Raw genomic sequence first — 21,833 nt, forward strand, 5'->3', positions numbered from 1 at the left:
GAAAACTCTCGTGAAAACTGCTCAAGATGTTGTTTCTGCTGATTTAGACTATATCGCCCGCAAGATCGGGCCCGAGTTTCAAGCCATGTCGGGTCAAAACCTTCTGATCCTCGGAGGCGCAGGGTTTCTGGGATTTTACCTTGTCCAATCCGTCCTGCATTGGAACAAGCTGTCCGGCCAAAAGCCGATCTCGTTGACCGTTTTCGACAATTATATCCGGGGCGTTCCCGATTGGCTGAAAGCGATCGAAGGTGATGCCAACCTGACCTTGGCCACGCATGACATCACGAACCCCCTGCCGGATGATATGGGCGATTATGACTATATCATCCACGCGGCCTCGATCGCGTCACCGATCTACTATCGCCAACACCCGCTCGAGACGATGGACGCGAATGTTGGTGGCCTGAGGTATATGTTGGAATATGCTTTGAAACAGGCTCAAAAGGGCAAGCCGATCAAAGGGTTCCTGTTCTACTCAACCTCCGAGATTTATGGCGATCCGACCCCCGAAAACATTCCCACACCCGAGACGTATCGGGGCAATGTGTCCTGCACCGGCCCACGCGCCTGTTACGACGAATCCAAGCGGTATGGAGAAACGCTGTGCGTCGTGTTCGCGCAACAGCACGACTTGCCGATCACGATCGCGCGGCCCTTCAACAATTATGGGCCGGGGCTTAAGATCTCGGACCGGCGGGTTTTGCCGGATTTCGCCCGCGATATCTTTGCGGGGCGCGATATCGTAATGCTCAGCGATGGCGCACCAACCCGGACGTTTTGCTACGTCGCCGATGCGGTCTGTGGCTATTACAAGATCATGCTGAACGGAAAACCGGGTGAGGCCTATAATATCGGGATCGAAGAACCCGAGATTTCGATGGCCAATCTGGCCGAGCGTGTCACCGCGATTGCCAAGGATGAATTCGGGTATTCCGGCAAGGTCGTGTTTCAGGTCTCGGACGACAAGGACTATTTGGTCGACAACCCAAACCGCCGGTGTCCGGTGATCGCCAAGGCCCGCGCCGAAATCGGATATGACCCCGAGATCGACGTGGATGAGGGCCTGCGGCGTGCGCTGCTGTGGTACAGCGGCAATCAAGAGGCAGAGGATAAGTGATGCGCGTCTCGGTTATCGGAACAGGGTATGTCGGGCTGGTTTCAGGCGCTTGTCTTGCGGGCAAAGGGCACGATGTGGTTTGCGTGGACACGGTTCAGCAAAAAATCGACCAGATCAACGCCTGTACCCCGCCCATACACGAAGACGGACTGGCCGAGTTGTTGCGCGAAACTGTTGGCAAGACCCTGCGCGGAACAACAGACCTGCGCGAAGCGGTGCTCAACTCAGACATTTCACTGATCGCGGTTGGAACACCGTTCGACGGCAGTGAAATTGACCTCAAATACATCCGCGACGTGTCCCGTCAGATTGGCGAGGTGTTAAAAGACAAAGACGCCTACCATGTCGTGGTGGTCAAAAGCACGGTGGTGCCCGGCACGACGGATACGGTGGTCACGCCCATTCTTGAGGAAGCCTCTGGCAAAAAAGCAGGGCAGGATTTTGGCACCGGTATGAACCCCGAGTTTCTCAAAGAGGGTGAAGCGATTGCCGATTTCATGCATCCCGACCGGATCGTGATCGGCGGCAATGACAGTCGCGCAATCGCCGTGATGGATAAGCTTTATTCTGTTTTCCCCGGCGTCGACATCGTGCGGACAAACCCGGCGACAGCGGAAATGATCAAATATACAGCAAACTCTCTGTTGGCGACGTTGATTTCCTTCTCGAATGAGATCGGAAATCTCTGTGCCAAGGTCGGTGTCGACGTTGTCGAAGCGATGGAGGGGATGCATCTGGACAAGCGGTTCACGCCGATCCTGCCGGAAAACGCTGAAAGGGTCTGGCCGGGGTTCATAACCTATCTGGCGGCGGGTTGCGGCTTTGGCGGAAGTTGCTTTCCAAAGGATGTAAAAGCGTTGATTGCCTATGGCGAAAATGCAGGTGCACCCATGCCTCTGCTGAACGCGGTGATCCAGACGAACACCAAACAGCCGCATCAGATGATGGATCGGCTCAGATCGCATATCCCGGCTTTGGCCGGGCGGCGCGTCACTGTTCTGGGCGTGGCCTTCAAGCCGGGTACGGATGATATCCGCGAAAGCCCTGCTTTGACCATTATCAGCGAGTTGTTGGCAGATGAGGCTGTTGTGACCGCTTATGATCCAATTGCCCGGCATGAGGCCGAAGCACTGTTCGGGGACAGGATTACCTATGAGGACGATCTGAAACAGGCTCTAAATGGGGCAGATGCAGTCATGATCGTCACGCGTTGGCCCGAGTTTTCCGAGCTTCCCATGCTGTTGAACGGTCAAACGGTACAGCCTTTGGTGATCGACGGGCGCCGGATGATACCCAAGGACAGCGTTTCTCGGTACGAAGGTATCGGTTTGCAGCCTGCGGTGTCCTAACCAACGGCAGTGGAAGGAAAAGGGGACAACGATGATCTTTCAGGAAACGCCTCTGTCCGGTGCCTATCTGATCGAGTTGGAGCGGCGCGGCGATGATCGCGGCTTCTTTGCCCGGACGTTCTGCGCGCAAGAGTTCGCAGCGCAGGATCTTGTGACCAATTTCGTGCAGGGGAACATGAGCCTCAGCCGTGACGCAGGGACTTTGCGCGGTCTGCATTTCCAACACGCCCCGGCGCAAGAGACCAAGTTGATCCGATGTGTTGCGGGCGCGTTGTTCGATGTAATTGTTGATATTCGCCCCGGTTCCAAGACCTATCTGCAGAGTTTCAGCGCTGAATTGAGCGCACAGAACGGACTTGCCATGTATGTGCCCAAGGGCTTTGCACACGGCTTTCAAACGCTGCAGCCAGACTCAGTCGCCAGTTACATGGTTGACGAGTATTACTCGCCGCAAGATGAGGGCGGGTTTCGGTACGACGACCCAGCGCTTAGTATAATGTGGCCGCATGAAGTGACTGAGATTTCAGCCAAGGACACAAGCTGGCCGCTGATCGAAAACGACTGATACGCGGAGCGTGTTCTCAGGCGAACGCGATTCCTGAAAGCGATCAATCGAATCGGTTTTCAAGCGATAGTTTCCAAAAAGCTAACAATCAGTTTCCATTCGAGGAGTGGACACAATTTTGCCACAATGTCATTCTTCTCGTGTGGGCGGCAAGTTTGATTTTAGCACGTTCTGGTTTTTTGACTGGTTTTGAGGGGGTACTGAGTGCGACCTGCCGCCCCACGACTTCACCACAGAAATGGGATGGATCAAGTGGCCGCCAGGGAATTCGGCCCAAGTGTCTGTTCCTGTTGCGTTGCACCTAGTTTCCCCGCGATATCTGAAAGGTGCTGACGACGTTTTAGCATACCGTCGGGCTCGGGCAGGTTAAGATGGTCCAACACTTGCGCCCAACGATGCATCCAGTCGTGTTTTTGCAGGCCGTGCGCAAAATTGACCCTGCGAATCCGATCCTGTTCGGCGGGATCATCCCAAAGGGCCACGATCCTTTCCAAGGCTTCATCGGGGTCTTCGGGCAATCTGATGACCGAGTCGGGCCAGTCGAAGAACCGATGATAGTCCTCCATATCCGGGGCGTATCCGACCTGAATAGCACCGCCTGCAAAGCCCTCAATGTGTCGCGGGCCCCAGGCGATATTGCCTGCTTTTTGGTCTGCATGGCCCAGTTTGGCGATATCCACCATGAACAGCTTTGAGTGCTGAATCAGATTCGCGAGCAAATCGCGATGCACCGTATGATCGCCGGTGACCGGGGGTTTGGTGGCAGAATCGTAGATGTAAAAGCCCTGTCTCTGCTTGATTGCGGCAAGCAGGTTCTGGTGCAATTCAGCGCGGCGTCTGCCCATGGAATACATGTCGACCGGCCGATCGACGTTCAGGGAGTCGGGCGCGAACCTGACCATATCCGCGGCGGCGGGCATCTGGATGACGGGGGTGTCGGTCAGATCCTGAATCATGCCGCAGGTTTCGGCAAAGGCGCAGGCGATCAGGTCGAATTGCGAGAGGGACTTGATCAATGGAGTGTATAGATCGATATCGCCGCTCCAAACCTCTTCCAGTACACAGACTGCCGTGTCGCATTGGTCGCGCCAGTTCGGTACCGCATCCAGTACCAATAGCTCTTCTGGTCTTTGCACATTGCAAAGAAAAAGATCGTAATCCTTGGTCAAGCGAGATTGCGGCACACCAGAGGGCCAGTGCTGGAAAAGGTCAGTCCGTTTGGACAACCATCGCTTGGGATTCAACGGAATGCGAGGTTGTCTGGTACGGGTCGGTGTCAGAACCTGAGCGTCCTCGATCTCGGCAACGACATCCTCAAACTCATAGCCCGAGCACCGAGAGATATTTGCGTTGAGTTTGCGTTGCGAGAATATCAATACCTCGCGTCGCACCGGTGCGGAAACTGCGGAACTGGTCACACTTTTACTCCTTACACACAACGCGCCTGTACCTGATGCAAGCTTAACGCCTTGTAACAAAGCCTTTCTGACAGACGGTCTATGCCCGGCCCGAATGGCGGTTTGTGTCACAGGGACTTGTATCTCACCCAATCGCCGGGATTGCCGCCTCGGCCTATTCCGGGGCGGTGTTTTCCGTTGCCATCTTCTGTGGCCTGGGGCGCGTTGCCATTCGCGTTTTCCCAGGTTGCCCAGGGCCGGTTGCCGCTTTTCCACATATCTTCAAGGCGACGTTTGTCGGCAAGGTGATCCATGCAATACCAAAAGCCGGAATGGCGATAGGCCATCAGTTGGCCCAATTCCATCAGCTTGGGCAGAGGGCCTTCTTCCCACATGATTTCGTCGCCATTGACGTCCGCCACTGCGTCGAACACCTCGGGTTCCAGTACGAAAAACCCGCCATTGATCCAGTCAGCGGCCGTTTCGGGTTTTTCCATGAAGCCTTCGACCAAACCATCTTCGCGGACCTGCAAATGGCCGAACGTCGTAAGGGGTCGTACCATGGTGATCGTGGCCAGCTTGCCATGTGACCTGTGGAAGGCCAGCAACGCATCAAGGTCGACGTTGGACACGCCGTCGCCATAGGTCAGCATGAAAGTTTCGTTGCCCAGATAAGGCTGCAGTCGGGCAAGGCGCCCGCCGGTCATGGTATTGGTCCCAGTATCAATAAGATCAACCGTCCAGGGCGGCATCTGCGCGTCCAGCACACTGTTGTGATATTCGGGCTCGCCGAACAATTCGCGTTTGGCGAAATCCACTCGGAGGTTTCCGTCGTGCTGGCATAGATCGGATATATACTGCTTGATCAGATCGCCCATATACCCAAGGGCCAGGACAAAATCGTGATGCCCATAGGTCGAGTAGTGCTGCATGATATGCCAAAGGATCGGCCGGTTGGCGATTTCAACCAGAGGCTTGGGGCGGATGCGGGTTTCTTCGATCAGGCGGGATCCTTTGCCACCTGCAAATATTGCTGTCTTCAATTGGGCCTCCCCAAAAGTTCCTAAGATTAGAAAAAGACTCGAATTTTCAATATTCAAAGTCGACAACACTTGGCGGGTTGCTGTCAATCTTCCCGCAAGATCAAAGCGCGATTGCAGAAGCAGTTTTTGGAAACATTGCGCAAAATATGCAATATTATTTCCATAACGGAAACGCACGGCGCGAATTTTATTGTTGGGCTGAAGCTTGACCAGTGCGCACGGTTTTAACGATCAAGTTCATCTTGGTCGCATAAGCCACGAAAAACATCCAAGTGGCGGAAAGCCTCTCCAGAATAAAACTTTCAGTTATGTTGCCAAAGACGAACATCATCCCAAGAACTAGGGTGAAGGCGATCGAGTCGCGGTTCTGGATGAACCACAGGCTGTAGAAAATCGCGTAGAAGAACCGCATGAGCGCAAGAAAAAACAAAACAACGCCGACAAATCCGACATTCAGGAAAGTTTCAATCAGGCCATTGTGGGAATAGAAAGGCTGAAACGCCAGTTTGATGAAGTAAATGCGTAAGTACGGTGCGTCTTCGTACCAATGCGCGACATAGCCGTATCCCAGCCAAAACCTGTCCATCGCGTAAGGCCATACGGTTTCCCACAGCGGAATACGGTCCGAAAGTGTTGGCTTACGCCCGATCAGTGCGAACAAAGGCTCTGCGACAGTCGATGTCAGAACAAATGCAGTCACGCCCACCAAAAACAGCGAGATTAGTATGAAACAGATGGCCCACATGATTTCGCGATTCGGGAAGAGGCCGCGTAAAAAAAGTGCAGACATCGTCACCACAGCCAGGATCTGAGAGGTTCTGGATTCTGATGCAATAAGCAGAAACAGGGACAGCAATGTTAGTAAAACAAACAGAGTTTTCAGTTTTCCAGTAAGTGTTTTCACTGCATAGGTGCAAGACAACAAGGCAGCTGTGGCCGCTGCCCCAAGCCCATTTTTGTGCATATAGATCCCATTCCAAGTGTCCCCCCACGGCGGGATACCCCTTGCTTGCGGGAACGCAATGATTGCTCCCATTGCCAGCACCATTGATAAGCCGAAAAATGTCGCAATGAACAAAAGCAACCCTCGCAGCGACATCATACTACCCATGGCCAGGCCGAATGCGGTTGTTACGATTAGCGGAATGCTGCGTTCCAAAGACTCGGCGGGATAGGTGCTCCACGTCACTGATGCTGCAGCAAGGAGCACAATCAACACGATCTCGGGTGATGCGACGGCCCCCCGGAGCAAATGCCGATAATAGAGGCACGTGATTGCAAGCATCGGCGCCAGAGATAGGATTTCGATTTTATTGGCCAGCGAGTTTTGCCACAGCACGATGGACAAAAGCCCAGTTCCCGTCAGAACGATCAGAACCTGGCACACCATTAATACGACCTGATGGAATGTGCTCCCATCCAGGGTCTGGCTCGAAAATGTGCGGTATGTTGCTTTCATAGGGTCAAGGCACGATTCGGGGTTCGGACTAAAAGTGGCCTATAAGCTCCAATAAACGGCTCAGGCTGGGAAAGCGTACTAACCACCCCACGCCTTGTCTATCTTCGTGAACTCAATCGAAACGGGTCGGTCCCTAGAACGCTCGTTCAAGTCTGGTTCAGAGCCCACTTTGCCTGCTCGAGCCAGGGGGAAAGTTGACAGGTCAAAAGGAGGGCTCCATCCTTGCTGCAATTCCAGTGCAGTTGTTTATGAGTCGTGTAAGTGCCTGATCACGGCAGTTAGGTTCTAATGAGTTTCAAAGAGGCGACCACAGGGTGCCGGTCTCGATGACTTGGTTCTTTGTTCCCAGAATCCTGTCCGCAGTTTTTGTGGTGGCGATCCTAGTCGTAATTACCCGTGTTTTGGGGCCGGCAGATTTTGCCAGGTACAATCTGACAATGTTACTGGGGACTATCCTGTTCTCGTTTACGTTTCTTTGGCTGGTTATCGCGATCAGCCGATTTCACCATGCTAAGGAATTCGAAGGTACCACGATTGCAATGACCTTGGGCGCGGGCGCGATCTTGTCGGTCATGGTGTTGGTCGTTTCCGTAATTGCTTCCTTGATTTTGCCCGGAGCATGGGTGGACGGGCTGTTTTACGCTGCGATCTTCAGCGTCAGTCTGGCAATGCACGAAGTGGGAACAACGTGCCTTCGGCTGTATCACGAAGGCCCGAAATTCGCTGCGGTCACCCTGCTGCGTCATGCGCTTGGCGTGGCCTTCGCGATCGGGTTTGTGCTGAGTGGTGGGGGGTACAAAAGCGCGGTGATCGGGATGTCACTGGGGGCTGCGCTGACGGGTGCCTATGCGCTGGGTATCGCGTTAAAGAAGTCTGGTATCGCCTGGCCACAGCTCAGCGCAATAAAAACGTACCTGTGGTTCGGTTTTCCGCTGGCCGTGGTTGCGTCAAGCTCAACGTTTTTCGCGATGTCGTCGCAATCTCTTTTGGCTGCGTTGGCCGGGTTAGAGGTTGCCGGATACTTCGCCGCTGCGCAGGCACTGGCTACACGAACCTTGGGGCTACTGATGAGCACCATAATGCGCGTTGTCGCACCCTCTGTCTTTGAAATGCAGGAAAAGCATGGCACCGCAAGCTCGAACGCTTATTTGGAGCGTTACTTTTCGTTCTTGATGCTGGTGTCGATTCCCCTTGCTGCGGCGCTGATCTGCGCTCCTGAGGTATTGGCCAGTCTTCTGTTCGAGGCTGATTTTGTCGAGAATTCTTCAGAATACCTTCGGATATTGACGCTTGGTTCATTTATTTTCGGGCTTCAGGGCGCCTATATCAGCTTTTCCTTCACGCGGGCGAAGCGGACGGGGTTGCAGCTGACAATAACCTGCTGTGCCCTGATTGCGCATGTGATCCTGTCTTACTTAATCATCGAGCTCTTGGGCGCGCGAGGCGCCGCTCTTGCCTTTGCACTGAGCGCCCTCCTGAGTTTTATGGCCTATCAGTATTTCGGCCGCAAAATTGATCCGGTCACTGTGCCAGCGCCTGAAATCTACAAGGCTATCGCCGGGATCGTTGCCTTTGTTCCATTGGGGTTATTGGCCAACTCGTCATCGGGCTTGCCGGTTCAACTTGGCTTGTTGACCCTTGCCGCAGTGGCGATGTTTGCCACTCTTGTGGCCGTAAAACAAACCGCCGCTCTTGTTGTCGTCGCAAAAATCAGGCGCGGGCTGAACATCGGCGAATTTCCCTCTTTGAAATAGCGCATTATTAACAGCTTCTTAACCAATGCGCGCAAAGCTCAATAATATTGGGTGGCACAATTTTGCCTAACGACGCTGCGTATTTTGGTTTTTTGTGCCGGATGTGTCGTTGTTCCAGAGATATGATGGTAATATGACACCAGCTTCAAAATTATGTGTCAAAGCATAACGAAAGGATTCACTGACCTATATTGGTGAGTGGATGCCCCAAAAAACGCACATTTGAGGCGCATGATAGGCAGAGTAAAATACGCGAAACACCAAGAGCAAGAGCTTAGAGAACAATGCTAGCAGTCTACTTACTGGCAGGTCCGTTGATCGCCGCAATGTGTTTTGTAGCATTTCTTATTTCCGGAACGACCATTGGATCAGCTGCGTTGACCAGCTTGTTCATCGGATGTTGTGCTCCGGTTCTGATCGCGGGTCTTAATTTTGCGTTCAACGTAAAGTTGCGTGAAAAATTCACGCGTAAAGTGCAGATGAAAACCGAAAACTCTTCTGGTCGCAATGCCTGACGGCGTGTTGTAAGATGAGCTAATCTGACTCTTCGCGAAAAAAAATTCTACATCGTCCTGCGAACAGTCGGCGCTTGGAATTTGCGGAAAATTCAGGCAGCTGAGCCTATCCACTTTGTCAATTAATAACAAAAAAGTTGTTTCGCCTCGTCAGAAGTGCGATCATCTTGTGGGGCTACAATTCTGACCACGTTTTTTAGTGAGTCGGGAGAATATAATGGGTGGGTAAACGCGCAACCCTGCGCGCGACCTCGAATCTATTGAGCGAAAATTAGGTTTGCTGGAACGTCGTGAGCCATTTGGGTTCCAGGCGTTTCTCGGGTGCATTTTGTTTGAAGAATGCTCCGTCGATGTGGCCGTTGTCCGAGAGTGCTAGTTTTGGGGGTTACCATGAACCAACTTCGAGGTTCTTTCCAATTAGAAGACGCTGAAATTTATCAAAATAATCAAGCTTCTGTACAGCTTGAGAGTGACAAAGACAGTTTGAAGAGTTTTTATGCCGTAAAAGGGAAGCGCATTCTGGATGTTTTTCTGGTTGTGATTGGTGCCCCATTTGTCCTTCCGCTGATGGGTTTAATTGCCCTTATGATCAAGCTTGAGGGGGGGTCTGTCATCTACCGGCAAAAGCGCATTGGATTGGGTGGCAGGGAATTCGACTTTTTGAAGTTTCGCTCGATGGTGCCTAACGCCGATCAGCTTCTTCAGAAACATTTAGACGATAATCCTAACTTTGCGTCCGAATGGGAAACAAAGCAAAAGTTGGACGACGACCCAAGGGTGACGAAACTCGGGCGATTTATCCGCACGACCTCCTTGGATGAACTGCCTCAGCTATGGAATGTTTTGATTGGTGACATGAGCCTTGTTGGACCACGTCCCATGCTGCCTGAACAGCAGAAGATGTATCCCGGGAAGGAGTACAATCTGATGAAACCGGGCATTACCGGACTTTGGCAGGTTTCCGAACGCAACGACGTTGGATTCTCGCATCGCGCGATTTTTGACAGCGACTATTCGCGGAAGATCAGCCTTTGGTTTGACCTTAAGATACTGGTTCGAACCGTTGGGGCGGTTTGCAACGGTACCGGCTGCTGACTGCGGTGTGTCACGGTGTTTTTCGGTAAGAGATATTTTGAAATGAAACGCGACAAAAGAAACGGTGACTGCGGCGTGCAACGGGTGAAAGGCATTCGCTTGGTCTCCGGAGTGATATTGGGCTTGTCCCTTAGTCAGTTGGTGGCGACCACAGCAGCCGCAGATTTTGATCTTGAGCCAGGGGACGAAGTGACTGTCGCCTTCACCGGGCTCGAGGATCTGTCCTTTGACGCGACCATAGATGCGCATGGGGATGTCAATTTAAAATGGTTAGGACAGTTTCAAGCTCAGGGCAGGTCCACAGATGAGCTTGAACAACTCGTCCGACTGGATGCGGCCGGAAAAATTGTCAAGCAATACGACCAGAACGGCGAGATTTACATTATCCAGCTGGACGGCGATGAGATTGAAATCGTGCGCAACGGCTACCGACCGATTATTGTCGGGGGCGATGTTGCGCAAACCGGTCAGATCGATTTTCGGGTGGCAATAACCGCGCGCGAGGCCGTGGCTTTGGCCGGTGGCGTCCGAAGCCGCCTGCTGACTGACGATATCACCATTGATCCTATTCAATTGCTGCGATGGCAAACCGCTTACGGACAAGCAGCACTAAAACATGCAGAAGGTATTGTTACGGCTTGGCGTGCCTCGTCCGAGATAGCTCAGGACATGGATTTGCTGCCGCCGGTGGAAACTGCGGTTTCGGTATCACCTAAAGTTCTGAGTGAATTGGTGGCCGAGCAAATCAGAATCCGGAAAATCAACCAGGAAAATGAGGCCGGTGAGCGCGAATTTTTCACGAATGCACAAAAACAGGCTTCTGAAAGAATTCGGATTCTCGAAGAGCAAAAGACCGAATTGGCCAAGGCGCTGAAGGCCGACGAAGAGGAAGAAGCAAGAGTCGTCAGCCTGGTCGACAAAGGTCTGGCTCCTGGGTCCCGTTTGGCTGATACGCGGCGTACGACCGTTCTTTCAGCGACCCGCCTTTTGGATGTCGAGGAAGACCTCGCGGGCACAAGTCTGATCATGACCCGGCTGATACGGGACCAAGAGCAATACGAACAAGAGCGATCGTTGCGGCTGCTTCAGGAACGAAGGGCAGCTACTTTGGACGTTCGAGACGCGCGGCATCAGATGGACACTATTTCGAAGTATCTTGCGGGCGCCTCGGATGAAATCGGTACTGAAAGCCTGATTATGGATATCGACTACACCGTTACCGTTTTTCGGATGGTAGATGGCCAGTTGCAGTCCCGAGAGGTCGACAAGCTGACTCAGTTGCTGCCTGGGGACAGCCTTGAGATCTCGGTCCAGGAAATCGCGCCGGAACCTCCGCTGACGGAGTGATCGCGTTCTCTTCCGGCCTTGTGCTGAACCGAAACTGGCTAAACTGTGTTTATCGGCAGGTCGCATTTAAACTCACGACGGCAGACATTCTGCACGCTTGAACCCACCGGCTAACCCGGCTTACGCCATTAGCGGATCGCCATATTTTCTAATTTGCTTCATATCCACGCGAGTTGCGACCAAGGCAGCCGGACGTACCCCTGCATTTTCCAGCTCACGCATTGCCTGCATAACATAGTTTCTGTCAGTCTTGTTCCAGCGCGTGAACAGAATGACACGCTGCGACACCTGAGAAAGATAGGCGGACTCGACGGCCTGCAAAAGTGGTGGCGTGTCCAGCAGAATGACCTCGTATGAATCCGCCAACCCATGCAGCAGGTTCAGGAAAGTTTGAGAACACAGAAAATCCTCAACGGACTTGATCAGTTTGGTGTCCTTTTGCGTTCCGACAAGGGGAAGAACATCCAACCCGTCCTGTGGTGTTCCAACTATGAAATCCTGCAGAGATAACGGGTGGTTGGCAGCGTATTTCAGAGACTCTTCGGTGACTTGAGACAGGTCTCGGTAAGTCGATGTTACTGTGTCGCAATCCACGATCAATGTTCGATACCCCGCCTGGGCACCGACAGCACCAAGCAGTAGAAGCGTAGAGGTCTTGCCTTCATCCGCCAGCGCGGTTGCGCCTGAAAAGATCATGCACCCGTTTTCCGGGGTACGATGGTTGCTTTTGATGTCCAGACTCTTCGAAAAAAACTCAGCAGCTTGAGACGTCGACAATTCCCCATCCTGGCGAAGTGTACGTAAGCCAAAATCGGCGTTCGCCAAAAGTTTGCGCCCGTAGTGAAGAAGCTGGGAATCGATCTTACCGTTCTTTGTAAAAAATGTTTCGAACGGACGGTTCCGTTTCATTTCTGGCACAATCGCCGACAACTTGATGCCAGTGGCGTTTTCAAGCTCGTAAGTGGTTCTCAGGCGTTTTTGGAATAGTTCGCGAATAACAACATATGCCAACCCAAAGAAAACAACCACGAACATGACCATAAGCGCAGTAACCGAGCGCCGTGGTTCGGAAGGCTCAACGGGAACCCGCGCGGTTTCGATAATATGCGCGCCAGCGTCCAGGTACTCTCCTTGCTCTGCACGGCGGCCAAGCTGAGAAACAAAATCCCGATAGATTGCTTCAGCGACCAAAATTTCGTTTTCAATTCTCTTGGTGACTGAATCGTGCTGAACTTGACGAACCTGTTGTTCCTTGAAGTTTTCGATAGTGAGATTCAATGCCGCAAGTTGCCCTTTCAGAACGTCAGATCTGCGTTCTGCAGCATTTTGGGCATCTTCGAGCACCGCAACGCTTTCCTTAGAGTCGAGGGCCTTGCCCGGAACTTGGGACATCAGCCCGGTCTCTGTCGCGAACTCGACCGCCTCAATCAGTTGATCATTGCTTTTCAGGAAACGCAGGGTCTTTAACTTCCCGTCGATCTCGAACAGTTCATCACCAACCAGAGCTGCTCGTTTTTCGGCCTTAATTCTCTGCGCCTTGATTGTCGCGTATTCGTCCGGAGTGAAGGGGGTATCAATCGAATGCGCCTCGAGATCCGAGCTGAGCGTGTTCAAGTCCTCGCGTATTTGACCGATCCGGGTGGCAAGCCATTGCTGCGATTGCACAAGGTCATCGCGCTTCATTCTGGTCAAAAGCGTCATATATTCACTGGCCAGACTGTTTGCGATTAACGCCGCTTTTTGCGGAGATTCCGAGGTTACCCGAATTTCATAAACCGCCGAAAGATCGCCAATCTGTTCAATACTTCTTGAGTCTTGCAGGTTTTTTATGGTGGTTTCTCGCGTCAGGTCCAGTTCTGGCTGACCTTCACCGCCGGTCGCCAGCTCGTTGTCTTCTCCAACAAGGTAGGCGACCAGCTGGTCTTTCAGCCCCCGTGCCAGATCAATCGGAGACAACGAAGTAGCTTCGTCTTGCCCGGAAAACTCGGGGTCGTTCTGCAACTCCAACCGGTCAACGACAGTTTCTATCAAGTCAGTCGAGCGCAATAAGATCAGTTCGCTTTCAAGGGAAGTTAGCGACAAGGGCAAACCGGATACTTGCGGTGTGAATTCAGTTTCCGTCTGAACGCGGGTTTCGATCATTACCTTGGCGTTCGACGTATATTTTGAAACCGACAGATACGTCAGGGCATAGGCCACAACTGCCGCCATGAAGCCTAAGCATAGTACCCAAAACAAAGAACGCCGGATTGCCCAGGCAATGTTTGACAGAACCCTAAGCTCCGGGTCGCCTGCCGAGGTCAGTCCCAGTCCTGATAATTCCGCATCCAAACTTCTTCGGTACTGATCGGTCATAACTCACAAACAAACTAAATATCTATATCTTGAAACATAAGCCGAGAGGGGGGCATTCAACAGAAAAATCTGCAATTGCGCGAACAATAGACTAAAATTTTAACTATTGATGCTAAAAGTCGGGATAACGTGATAAGAATAGTCTTAACTTAGGTTAATTCGCCCGCAATCCGGGTTTCAGAGCCAAATTTAATAGTAAGAATCACTACGCCTGCTAACCTTACGCCGTACCTAGTATCTACCTTTGTTTTTAGGGACGACTGATTATGAGTAAACATGCCGAAATGCGTTTGCCGCATATTTTGGTGGGTGGAATGCCTGTCGCAGTTGCAAGTGACGAAGAACTCACGTCAGCCATGGTTGAAGACGTGAAGCAACGTAGGTCAGGACAGCTGGGCCGTGCGTTGACGGTGTTTTCGTCTAATGCGCATGCAATTTCCGCGTATTCCACGGATGAACGGTTCACAAAGGTCATGAACTCTGCCGATATTGTCCATGCGGACGGCCAGATTGTTGTCTGGGCCTCCAAGTTCATTAAGGGCCAACCCCGAATCCCCGAACGAACTGCGACCACTGACTTTATTCATTCGGCGGCAAAAGTCGCAGTGAAGAATGATCTTAGTTTTTATTTGTTGGGCGGCGTCGAAGAAATAAACCGCGACTGTACCGAAAAACTCAAGGATTTGTATCCCGGTTTGAAAATTGCCGGACGGCGCAATGGGTACTTCGATGAAAGCGAAGAAGATGCCATTATCGAAGATATCAATGCGAGCGGCGCGGATATTCTTTGGGTTGGGTTGGGTAAGCCGAAAGAGCAATATTTCGCTGCGCGCATTGCTCCAAAGTTGGAAAACTGCGCTTGGATTGTGACCTGTGGCGGGTGTTATCATTACATAGTTGGTGATTACGCTCGGGCGCCTTTGTGGATGCAAAAGTCGGGGCTGGAATGGTTGCACCGAATTGCAACTGGTCCGCGATACCTGATCAAAAGGTATGTGCACACCATTCCGCACGCGCTGAGTATTGTTCTGAGAAAAGACATATCCCGGCGATTGCGGCGGCAATAACACACACCGCCGGCGTATTTCGTATTTCAAGTCGTCGGGCGGGTTCTGTTGATGAGTTGGAAGGTGTTTTAAAGTGGCGAAAGTCGGATTTATTGGCATTGGCGCGCAAAAAGCCGCGACAACATGGCTGCATCATGTCCTCGCGGAACACCCGGAAGTGGTAACCAGCGAAACGAAAGAGCTGAACTTTTTCACTGCAAATTATGACCGTGGGTACACGTGGTACGAATCCTGTTTCGACGACAATTCTGAGGGCCGTATCAGGGGTGAGTGTTCGCCCACCTATTTTTTCAGTCGCGACGCAGCTCAGAGGGCACGGGCCTACAACAAAGATCTCAAACTGATCTGCATTTTGCGTGATCCGATCGAGCGGGCGTTTTCGAACCATATGCACGAAATACGCAAGGGCCACATTGATCCGGCAACTTCGTTCGAGACCGCATGGGCGCAAAACCCTGCCTATGCGCTTCAAAGTCACTACAAGGCCAATCTGGAAAGTTGGCTTGCCCATTTTGATCGAGATGCGCTGCTGTTGCTGTTCTCCGAGGATATTTCCGCCGATCCCCGTGGCACCTATGATAAAGTTTGCAACCACCTTGGCGTCGCGGCCGAGGCCAACCCTGTGTCCCTGGGTGCCCGCCACCATGAAAGCATCACGTATAGGATGCCCGGGGTGCAAAAAACACTCCGATATGGCGGCGATACAATCCGTTCGTTGGGCATGCCGGGTCTGGTAAGTTCCCTGAAGGAATTGCCGGGATTGAAACAGGCGCTGTCGATGAACAGGCAGCACCTGAAAACCAAAGTGGCACCGCCGATGCCGGAAACGCGGCAACGCCTGGCAAGTCAGTTCATGCCGGACATGGAATATGTGGCCCAACAAGCTGGTCGAGATGTTTTGCCGTGGCCGACATGGCGGGACGTGTTTGCTGACCGTTCCGAATCCCAAGGGTGAGTCATGGGGTTCTTCCAACCAGTTGGGGCGATTGAAAATGTGCGCTAAGGTTCAGCAAGACCCCGTTCTGCATGTCGCGATTTGCATTGCGACTTATCGGCGACCCCATGGGCTGAAAATGCTGATCGAAAGCCTGAATGCGCAGTATCTGGACGGTTGGAATGTCCGGATCACGCTGGTCATCGCGGACAACGCGCCGGATGAAACGGCACAATCCCAGTTGGGCGACATACACGGGCTCAGCCTTTGGCCGGTGATCTACGTGATCGAGCACGAGCGCGGAATTGTTTCGGCGCGCAACCGGACTCTGGCTGAGGCCCCATATGATGCAAGGTATTTCGCCTTTTTGGACGATGATGAAACGGCCTCTCCTACTTGGTTGGCGCGCATGCTTGATGTGATTGAAACACCCGAGACGGTTGCTGTGCAGGGCGCAGTCCAGCCCAAGTATCGGAAACAACCGCCAGATTGGGTGGACGCATTAGGGCTGTTTCAAATGGGGCCTTATGAACATCGGGCTCAGTTACCTTCTGCTGCAACGAACAACTCGATCGCGGATGCTGCGGTCATTCGGGCGCATGGCCTGCGGTTCGACATGCGCTTCAACACGACCGGAGGCGAGGATGAAGAGTTCTTTTCGCGGTTAAAGCAAACGGGCGGCATGATCCGGTCTGCAGCCGATGCGCTGGTTTGGGATGATGTCCCGGAAAACAGGACCACCATGCGTTGGCTAAGCCGACGTTGGTTCCGCAAGGGCAATACATTGGGGCGCATCGCATTGATCCGGCGTCAGGGGGTGGTTCTACGGATGGTCAAAGGCGTCGGGGCCATCGGGTGGGGGGCAACCTTGTGCCTGTGTTTGGGTTTCGGCTCCAGAGCAAGGATGTATCGGGGTGTTCTTGAAGTCTGTCGTGGTGCGGGAATGCTGGCGGCGATGGCGCGATTAACCTTTTCCGAATATAGCGCGGCGGCCGTTCAGGTCGATCGCATAGGGGGGCGTTGACATGCAGCAGGCAAACCCGGTGTTTTCGGTGGTTATTCCCGCACGCAACATGGAACGTTTCATCGAAGAAACGTTTCAAAGCCTTGTTGCCCAAACCTTCGCAGATTTCGAGGTTCTTTGTATTGACGACGGCTCGTCCGACGGAACTCGGGGCATCATCGAAGAGTTTGCCGGTCGCGACCCGCGTTTCATTCCCGTTGTCGGGCCGGCCAAGGGTGTTAGCGCCGCACGAAACTTGGGTCTAAGTCTGGCGCGTGGTGTCTACGTGTTATTCCTGGATGCGGATGATCTGCTGCACGCTGATGGGCTGCTGTTTTACAAGGACGCTCTCGAAGGTTCTGACGCAATCGGAGCGCTGGCGGGCGTCCAGCGTATTAATGTCGAAGGTGAACATCTGCGCGGTGCTGATAACAGGTCGCTGGTACCGGACGGAGAACAACTGCCTGCCTTGTTGAAAAAGAACTTCGTCGTAAACGGAGGCGCGCTTGCCCTGCGCACCGAGGTTGCACGGCTGTCCGGAGGATATGACGAAGACCTGACCGCCGGGGAAGATTGGGAATTCTGGTGCCGTGTCTTGCTGCATGGCCAATTCAGCGTGATCCGAGGCCCGGCTTTGTTGTATTACCGTCAGGTCGCAAACGGGGCGAATTTCAAAACACGCAGTTCGCTGTTTGTGCAGCAGGTGCCTTGCGTCAAGAAGATTGCGGTTAATCCTGAGATGCAAAAAGAATTCGGCGCGCGTTTGCGTTTTCTTTTACGTGCGCGGCACATAGATGCGTTTTGGTCGGGTGTCCGAAATCAGTACCTGTATGGGCGCAAACCCGTCGCCTTGTTCGAAGGCTTATGTGGCGTGATCATGTACCCGGACAGCTTGTTTCGCCCGAAATTGATCTGGCGCTTCGTTCGCAGTTTGGATCGAAGGGTGTAAGATAGGCGAATGATCAGAAGGGGGCGCATGATCAATGGCTTTGTCTCGGCGTATGTTTTTGTTGCAAAGCACCTGTTTGGCAGGGCTTTTTTGGGCTGGGGCCGCGCCGGTTCATGCTCAGGCGCGACAGCATGTGACAGAAGATAGTGTTGGGTTTATTGGCGCAAGTACTATCCAGCTCACTCTTGTTGATACCAAATTGGCAGCACCTGAATCTGTTGAAGTGACCGCTAGTGACCGAGTCGTATGGTCGCCGGACCCAACAAAGGATTTCGGTTCGGTTGGGAAGTTGAATGGTCGTTCAGGGAACTTCTCGGGGAATGAGAGCGCAACCATGCCTCAACTTTTCACAAGTTGGGCCAAAGTCGAGAAGGGCAGCCGCTTGGGCGGGTTTCGTCTGGGCAAAGAAGACCATCAAAAGCACGCTTTGGCTGATGAGGCTGATCAGTGGCAAGTGACCGTCGACGGTACAGCCGTGCAGGTGACCGCGCTGTACCGCAAATCGACACCTGTTCAGACGATGGCAGTCGCAAACGGACGTTTCGAAAGCACGAAAAGGCATGTTGTAACCTTCGAACTGGATCAAGACATTCCCGACGGTGCGGTCGTTGCCATCAAGGGGCCGTCTGTAAAAAGGATCGAACACCGCCGAGAAAAAAACCCGTTCAGCGAAGCGATCCACGTTTGTCACTCCGGATATCCTCTGACCGGGCCAAAGAAGGCATATGTCGGTGCGTGGTGGGGGCAGGACCAGAACGGCCGGGCCGGAACCACGGATGGCGCAGTATCGGAGGACACGGTTTGGCGCCTTACGTCCACCCAAGACGGGGTCGAAGCGATGTCAGGTCGTCTGCGACTAGTGAAACCTGGGGCCGAGCCGCATCGGAAAGACCTTAATTTCAATGGCTGCGATATATATGAGGCTGACTTTTCTGACCTGAATCTCGAGGGAGATTTTCATCTTCATGTCGACGGGTTGGGTCGGTCCTTTCCCTTCCCTGTATCACTCGCACCTTACGACAAAGCCCTGCGACTGGCTGCCCGCTGGTACTATTACCAGAGATCCGGTTGTGAAATTGCGGAACCATTCGGCGAGGGGATATCGCGGCCGCGCGACGGCCACCCCGACGATGGGCTCAGAATATGGCAAACGGACGTTAAACTGGGCGTTACAAGCGAGGGCTACGGAAAAGCGCGCGTTTTTGAATTGCTGTCCGAGTATGTACAGGGGGCAGGAGGTACCGACGCCGCGCCCGAACTGTCGACGATGCCGACCAATCCAAGCGCATGGGGTGGATGGCATGACGCGGGTGACTGGGATCGCCGCGTGCAGCACATGGATGTGGTCTTTCACATGGCCGAACTTGTCGAGGCTCATGATCACTGTCGAACTCTGGACCTGAATCTGCCTGAAAGCGGCAAACCTTTCGCGCATCCGGCCGTGAAGGCCAAAAAGAACGCGCAGGATATCGGAGATGGTCAAACCGTCCTGCCTGATCTGATCCACGAGGCACTTTGGGGCGCGTCTTTGTGGCGTCGCACACAGCACGAGGATGGTGCGATCATAGGGGGCGTCGAGTATTCCAGAAGCGGGATATTTGGATCGGTTTCATGGAACCCGGTGCAGAAAATCTATGCCTATGGACCCGAGGTCTGGGCCGCTTATCGGTTCGTCTTCGGCGCAGCCAAGCTGGGGCATGTGATCAAGAACACCTGCGCAGACCAGGTGCTGGGCGATGCGATCATTGCCGAAGCCCTGTCGGCGTGGAATTGGGCGGAACAGCAACCCGTGCCGGACATGGACGAAGCTGATGAGACGGCCGTTTTGTCGAAAAGCAGGGTCGCCGAGGCTCGTGTCGCTGCCGCGGCGGCTTTGTATCGGGCGACCGGTAACAAACAGGCGCGCACCGCGTTTGAAGCTCATAACCCGTTTGCCCCGCAGGCTGATACGCCTGTGGACGGCGTTCGATTGGGTGTCTATCCCTACAGCAATACCGAATATATGAAAGCCGCCAAAGAAGGCAGGCCCGTAAACAGCAAAGTGTATACCGCGATCGGTCGCTGGATAAAATCGCGCGCTTTAAAAGGCGAAAGAATGGGGCGGGATTTCGGGTTGCACACGACGGCCACGTACCCTTGGGGCCGGGGTTGGATGCGTTTTGGTCCCGGCTCGAACTGGAGAGCCGGGCAGTTTGCCATGTACGGTGCGTTGGCAGAGGACGTGCCGCAGGATTTGCTGGACAAGGCTGCGGAAGGCATGTGGTTCGGGCTGGGCTGCAATCCCGCCAATGTCAGTTTTGTGCAAGGTATGGGGCATCGCGATTTTTCGGACCCTTTGATGACCGACCGGCGTGGAACGGCCACGATTCCCGGCCAGATCAGCTTTGGAGTAGCCGGAGGCAAGATGCACAAATGGGAGCAGAGAAAGACACAAGGGTCGATTTACCCTTCTCTCCAGGATGACTGGCCGATTTACAATCAGATCTTCGAAAGTCGCAGTATCGCCGTGACAGCGGAACATGACATGAAGGCGAACGCGATGGAATGGTTGGTTGCCTGTGCATTCGCAACGCGTCGACCCTCTGATGAGGCGTCGGGAAATGGTGACACTACAACCGAATAGGCGCAGGTCTGCCACGAAATTCACAAAGCCGTCTGCTACTCTTTTACCGGCTTGCGGTGTTCGCTATGTGTAGCGGATCGCCAGTCAAGTGTCGTCGGTCTTCGATGTCCGCTTTGAACAATCGGGAGCACGTAAATGCCGTTTCTCCGCCCGGCCCTTGTGGCTTTGATCTTCTGTAGCTTGCCGTTCGCGTCTGCCGCGCAGTCTCAGGACAGTGGGCCGGGGAATTTGCAGATTGAATTGAATGCCTTGCAGGATGTCGAACAGGGCTGTCGTATGAACTTCCTGGTCGAAAACAAAACCGGTGTCGACATAGAAGACGCCAGTTTCGAAACGGTTATCTTCGACACATCCGGCAGTCTGATCACCCTGACGCTGTACCCTTTTCGCGAACTGCCCGTGGATCGTCCCCGGTTACGGCGATTTGACCTGCGCGACGTAAGCTGCGCGTCCATCGGCCAAGTGCTGATCAACGGTGCAAAGAAATGCTCGGTCGACGGCGCAGACAGTCCGATCTGCATTGAGGCACTGAAGCTGAGTAGCCGCACAGATGTGGAGCTTCTGGGATGAGCCCGATTGACGCGCTGCGCGAAATCCTGAACCTTGGCGGGCCGGTTGTTGCGATCCTGATTGCCATGTCCGTCGTGACCCTTGCGGTGACGCTCTATAAGGTCTGGCAGTTCGCCGTGTCAGGTGTTGGACGGCACCGGGTGTTGTCGCAGGCATTGGCCGCCTGGGATGATGGCGACAAGCAGACGGCGCGCGCGCGGCTGGCCAAAAGCCGCAGCTATCTGGCACCGCTGGTTGAAGTGGCCATGGATGCGCCGGATGCACCAGGGCTGGACCAACGTCTGGATGCCGAAGCCGGGCTGGCGCTGGCCGGGCTTGAACGCGGCTTTCGCCTGTTAGACACGGTGGCGCAGTTGGCCCCGCTGCTGGGTTTGTTCGGGACTGTTCTGGGTATGATCGAGGCGTTTCAAAGCCTGCAATCCGCTGGCTCGTCTGTTGATCCGTCACTTTTGGCGGGCGGAATTTGGGTGGCTCTGATCACGACTGCCGTAGGGTTGGCCGTGGCTATGCCGACCTCAATGGTCCTGTCTTGGTTCGAAAGCCGGACGGCACGTGAAAGAGTATTCGCCGACAAGGCGCTGCGCACGATCCTTGTGCCTGGGCAAGCGATCCCGCTCGCCGATACTGACCAACCCATGGAAACCGCACCGGGACATGCGTAACAGGGCGCCCTTTGTCAGACGACCGC

The 21,833-nt window shown here is 53.6% G+C and carries 17 protein-coding genes; 13 read left to right on the forward strand and 4 right to left on the reverse strand.

Going from position 1 to position 21,833, the window contains the following annotated elements; genetic code table 11:
- The first annotated feature begins 10 nt into the window (after nt 1–10).
- Genes AC2FF7_RS12790 through rfbC form a run of 3 tightly spaced genes read left to right on the forward strand, consistent with a single transcriptional unit; the run spans nt 11 to nt 3,034 of the window.
- Nucleotides 11–1,120, forward strand: a complete 1,110-nt coding sequence (locus tag AC2FF7_RS12790) for an NAD-dependent epimerase/dehydratase family protein (protein WP_496905735.1) — start codon at nt 11–13, stop codon at nt 1,118–1,120.
- Nucleotides 1,120–2,469 (forward strand): UDP-glucose dehydrogenase family protein, encoded by a 1,350-nt coding sequence (locus tag AC2FF7_RS12795; RefSeq protein WP_496905736.1) that lies wholly within the window; start codon nt 1,120–1,122, stop codon nt 2,467–2,469. The genes AC2FF7_RS12790 and AC2FF7_RS12795 overlap by 1 nt, the downstream gene beginning before the upstream one ends.
- Before the next feature lie 31 nt (nt 2,470–2,500).
- Complete coding sequence (gene rfbC, locus AC2FF7_RS12800) at nt 2,501–3,034, forward strand: dTDP-4-dehydrorhamnose 3,5-epimerase (RefSeq protein WP_170755137.1); 534 nt, start codon at nt 2,501–2,503, stop codon at nt 3,032–3,034.
- 248 nt (nt 3,035–3,282) lie between these two features.
- Here rfbC and AC2FF7_RS12805 read toward each other — a convergent pair whose 3' ends face one another.
- From AC2FF7_RS12805 to AC2FF7_RS12815, 3 genes are all read right to left on the reverse strand, one after another.
- Nucleotides 3,283–4,452 (reverse strand): glycosyltransferase, encoded by a 1,170-nt coding sequence (locus AC2FF7_RS12805; protein WP_496905737.1) that lies wholly within the window; start codon nt 4,450–4,452, stop codon nt 3,283–3,285.
- A 107-nt stretch (nt 4,453–4,559) separates the two neighbouring features.
- Entirely contained in the window at nt 4,560–5,474 is a 915-nt protein-coding gene (gene rfbF / locus AC2FF7_RS12810) for a glucose-1-phosphate cytidylyltransferase (RefSeq protein ID WP_170355784.1), read from the reverse strand.
- 187 nt (nt 5,475–5,661) lie between these two features.
- The gene (locus tag AC2FF7_RS12815) at nt 5,662–6,813 is read right to left on the reverse strand and encodes an O-antigen ligase family protein (RefSeq protein WP_496905792.1); all 1,152 of its coding nucleotides are present in this window, start codon (nt 6,811–6,813) and stop codon (nt 5,662–5,664) included.
- Between the two features lie 446 nt (nt 6,814–7,259).
- On the opposite strand from AC2FF7_RS12815, the gene AC2FF7_RS12820 reads away from it, so the two are divergent.
- The 3 genes from AC2FF7_RS12820 (at nt 7,260) to AC2FF7_RS12830 (ending at nt 11,644) form a co-directional block, all read left to right on the forward strand.
- Entirely contained in the window at nt 7,260–8,687 is a 1,428-nt protein-coding gene (locus tag AC2FF7_RS12820) for an oligosaccharide flippase family protein (RefSeq protein ID WP_496905738.1), read from the forward strand.
- Between the two features lie 905 nt (nt 8,688–9,592).
- Nucleotides 9,593–10,297 carry a sugar transferase gene (locus tag AC2FF7_RS12825; RefSeq protein ID WP_353392686.1) on the forward strand — a complete coding sequence of 235 codons (705 nt, stop codon included), beginning with the start codon at nt 9,593–9,595 and terminating at the stop codon, nt 10,295–10,297.
- 42 nt (nt 10,298–10,339) lie between these two features.
- Nucleotides 10,340–11,644 carry a polysaccharide biosynthesis/export family protein gene (locus AC2FF7_RS12830; protein ID WP_496905739.1) on the forward strand — a complete coding sequence of 435 codons (1,305 nt, stop codon included), beginning with the start codon at nt 10,340–10,342 and terminating at the stop codon, nt 11,642–11,644.
- Nucleotides 11,645–11,764: 120 nt separating this feature from the next.
- On the opposite strand, the gene AC2FF7_RS12835 is transcribed toward AC2FF7_RS12830, so the two are convergent.
- Nucleotides 11,765–13,999: an exopolysaccharide transport family protein gene (locus tag AC2FF7_RS12835; RefSeq protein WP_496905740.1), complete on the reverse strand. Its 2,235-nt coding sequence runs from the start codon at nt 13,997–13,999 to the stop codon at nt 11,765–11,767.
- Between the two features lie 266 nt (nt 14,000–14,265).
- Here AC2FF7_RS12835 and AC2FF7_RS12840 point away from each other — a divergent pair, with 266 nt between their 5' ends.
- From AC2FF7_RS12840 to AC2FF7_RS12870, 7 genes are all read left to right on the forward strand, one after another.
- Nucleotides 14,266–15,066, forward strand: a complete 801-nt coding sequence (locus AC2FF7_RS12840; protein WP_170355795.1) for a WecB/TagA/CpsF family glycosyltransferase — start codon at nt 14,266–14,268, stop codon at nt 15,064–15,066.
- A 73-nt stretch (nt 15,067–15,139) separates the two neighbouring features.
- Nucleotides 15,140–16,021, forward strand: a complete 882-nt coding sequence (locus AC2FF7_RS12845; protein ID WP_496905741.1) for a sulfotransferase family protein — start codon at nt 15,140–15,142, stop codon at nt 16,019–16,021.
- 37 nt (nt 16,022–16,058) lie between these two features.
- The gene (locus tag AC2FF7_RS12850) at nt 16,059–17,024 is read left to right on the forward strand and encodes a glycosyltransferase family 2 protein (protein WP_496905742.1); all 966 of its coding nucleotides are present in this window, start codon (nt 16,059–16,061) and stop codon (nt 17,022–17,024) included.
- Between the two features lies 1 nt (nt 17,025).
- Complete coding sequence (locus AC2FF7_RS12855) at nt 17,026–17,952, forward strand: glycosyltransferase family 2 protein (RefSeq protein WP_496905743.1); 927 nt, start codon at nt 17,026–17,028, stop codon at nt 17,950–17,952.
- Nucleotides 17,953–18,286: 334 nt separating this feature from the next.
- Nucleotides 18,287–20,575, forward strand: coding sequence for a glycoside hydrolase family 9 protein (locus AC2FF7_RS12860; protein WP_496905744.1), 2,289 nt, complete (start codon nt 18,287–18,289; stop codon nt 20,573–20,575).
- Nucleotides 20,576–20,710: 135 nt separating this feature from the next.
- On the forward strand, nt 20,711–21,145 hold the full coding sequence (locus AC2FF7_RS12865) for a hypothetical protein (RefSeq protein WP_496905745.1): 435 nt from the start codon (nt 20,711–20,713) through the stop codon (nt 21,143–21,145).
- Nucleotides 21,142–21,807 carry a MotA/TolQ/ExbB proton channel family protein gene (locus AC2FF7_RS12870; protein WP_496905746.1) on the forward strand — a complete coding sequence of 222 codons (666 nt, stop codon included), beginning with the start codon at nt 21,142–21,144 and terminating at the stop codon, nt 21,805–21,807. Before AC2FF7_RS12865 ends, AC2FF7_RS12870 begins: the two co-directional genes overlap by 4 nt.
- Nucleotides 21,808–21,833 lie beyond the last annotated feature (26 nt).

This window comes from Ruegeria sp. YTSC325 (assembly GCF_059609525.1).

Excerpts from the sequence above, each read along its gene's own strand:
- AC2FF7_RS12830 (WP_496905739.1), top strand. The coding sequence starts at position 10,340 with ATGAAACGCGACAAAAGAAACGGTGACTGCGGCGTGCAACGGGTGAAA.
- AC2FF7_RS12860 (WP_496905744.1), top strand. The coding sequence starts at position 18,287 with ATGCCTCAACTTTTCACAAGTTGGGCCAAAGTCGAGAAGGGCAGCCGC.
- AC2FF7_RS12855 (WP_496905743.1), top strand. The coding sequence starts at position 17,026 with ATGCAGCAGGCAAACCCGGTGTTTTCGGTGGTTATTCCCGCACGCAAC.
- AC2FF7_RS12825 (WP_353392686.1), top strand. The coding sequence starts at position 9,593 with ATGAACCAACTTCGAGGTTCTTTCCAATTAGAAGACGCTGAAATTTAT.
- AC2FF7_RS12850 (WP_496905742.1), top strand. The coding sequence starts at position 16,059 with ATGTGCGCTAAGGTTCAGCAAGACCCCGTTCTGCATGTCGCGATTTGC.
- AC2FF7_RS12870 (WP_496905746.1), top strand. The coding sequence starts at position 21,142 with ATGAGCCCGATTGACGCGCTGCGCGAAATCCTGAACCTTGGCGGGCCG.
- AC2FF7_RS12835 (WP_496905740.1), bottom strand. The coding sequence starts at position 13,999 with ATGACCGATCAGTACCGAAGAAGTTTGGATGCGGAATTATCAGGACTG.
- AC2FF7_RS12865 (WP_496905745.1), top strand. The coding sequence starts at position 20,711 with ATGCCGTTTCTCCGCCCGGCCCTTGTGGCTTTGATCTTCTGTAGCTTG.
- AC2FF7_RS12795 (WP_496905736.1), top strand. The coding sequence starts at position 1,120 with ATGCGCGTCTCGGTTATCGGAACAGGGTATGTCGGGCTGGTTTCAGGC.
- AC2FF7_RS12840 (WP_170355795.1), top strand. The coding sequence starts at position 14,266 with ATGAGTAAACATGCCGAAATGCGTTTGCCGCATATTTTGGTGGGTGGA.
- AC2FF7_RS12820 (WP_496905738.1), top strand. The coding sequence starts at position 7,260 with ATGACTTGGTTCTTTGTTCCCAGAATCCTGTCCGCAGTTTTTGTGGTG.
- rfbC (WP_170755137.1), top strand. The coding sequence starts at position 2,501 with ATGATCTTTCAGGAAACGCCTCTGTCCGGTGCCTATCTGATCGAGTTG.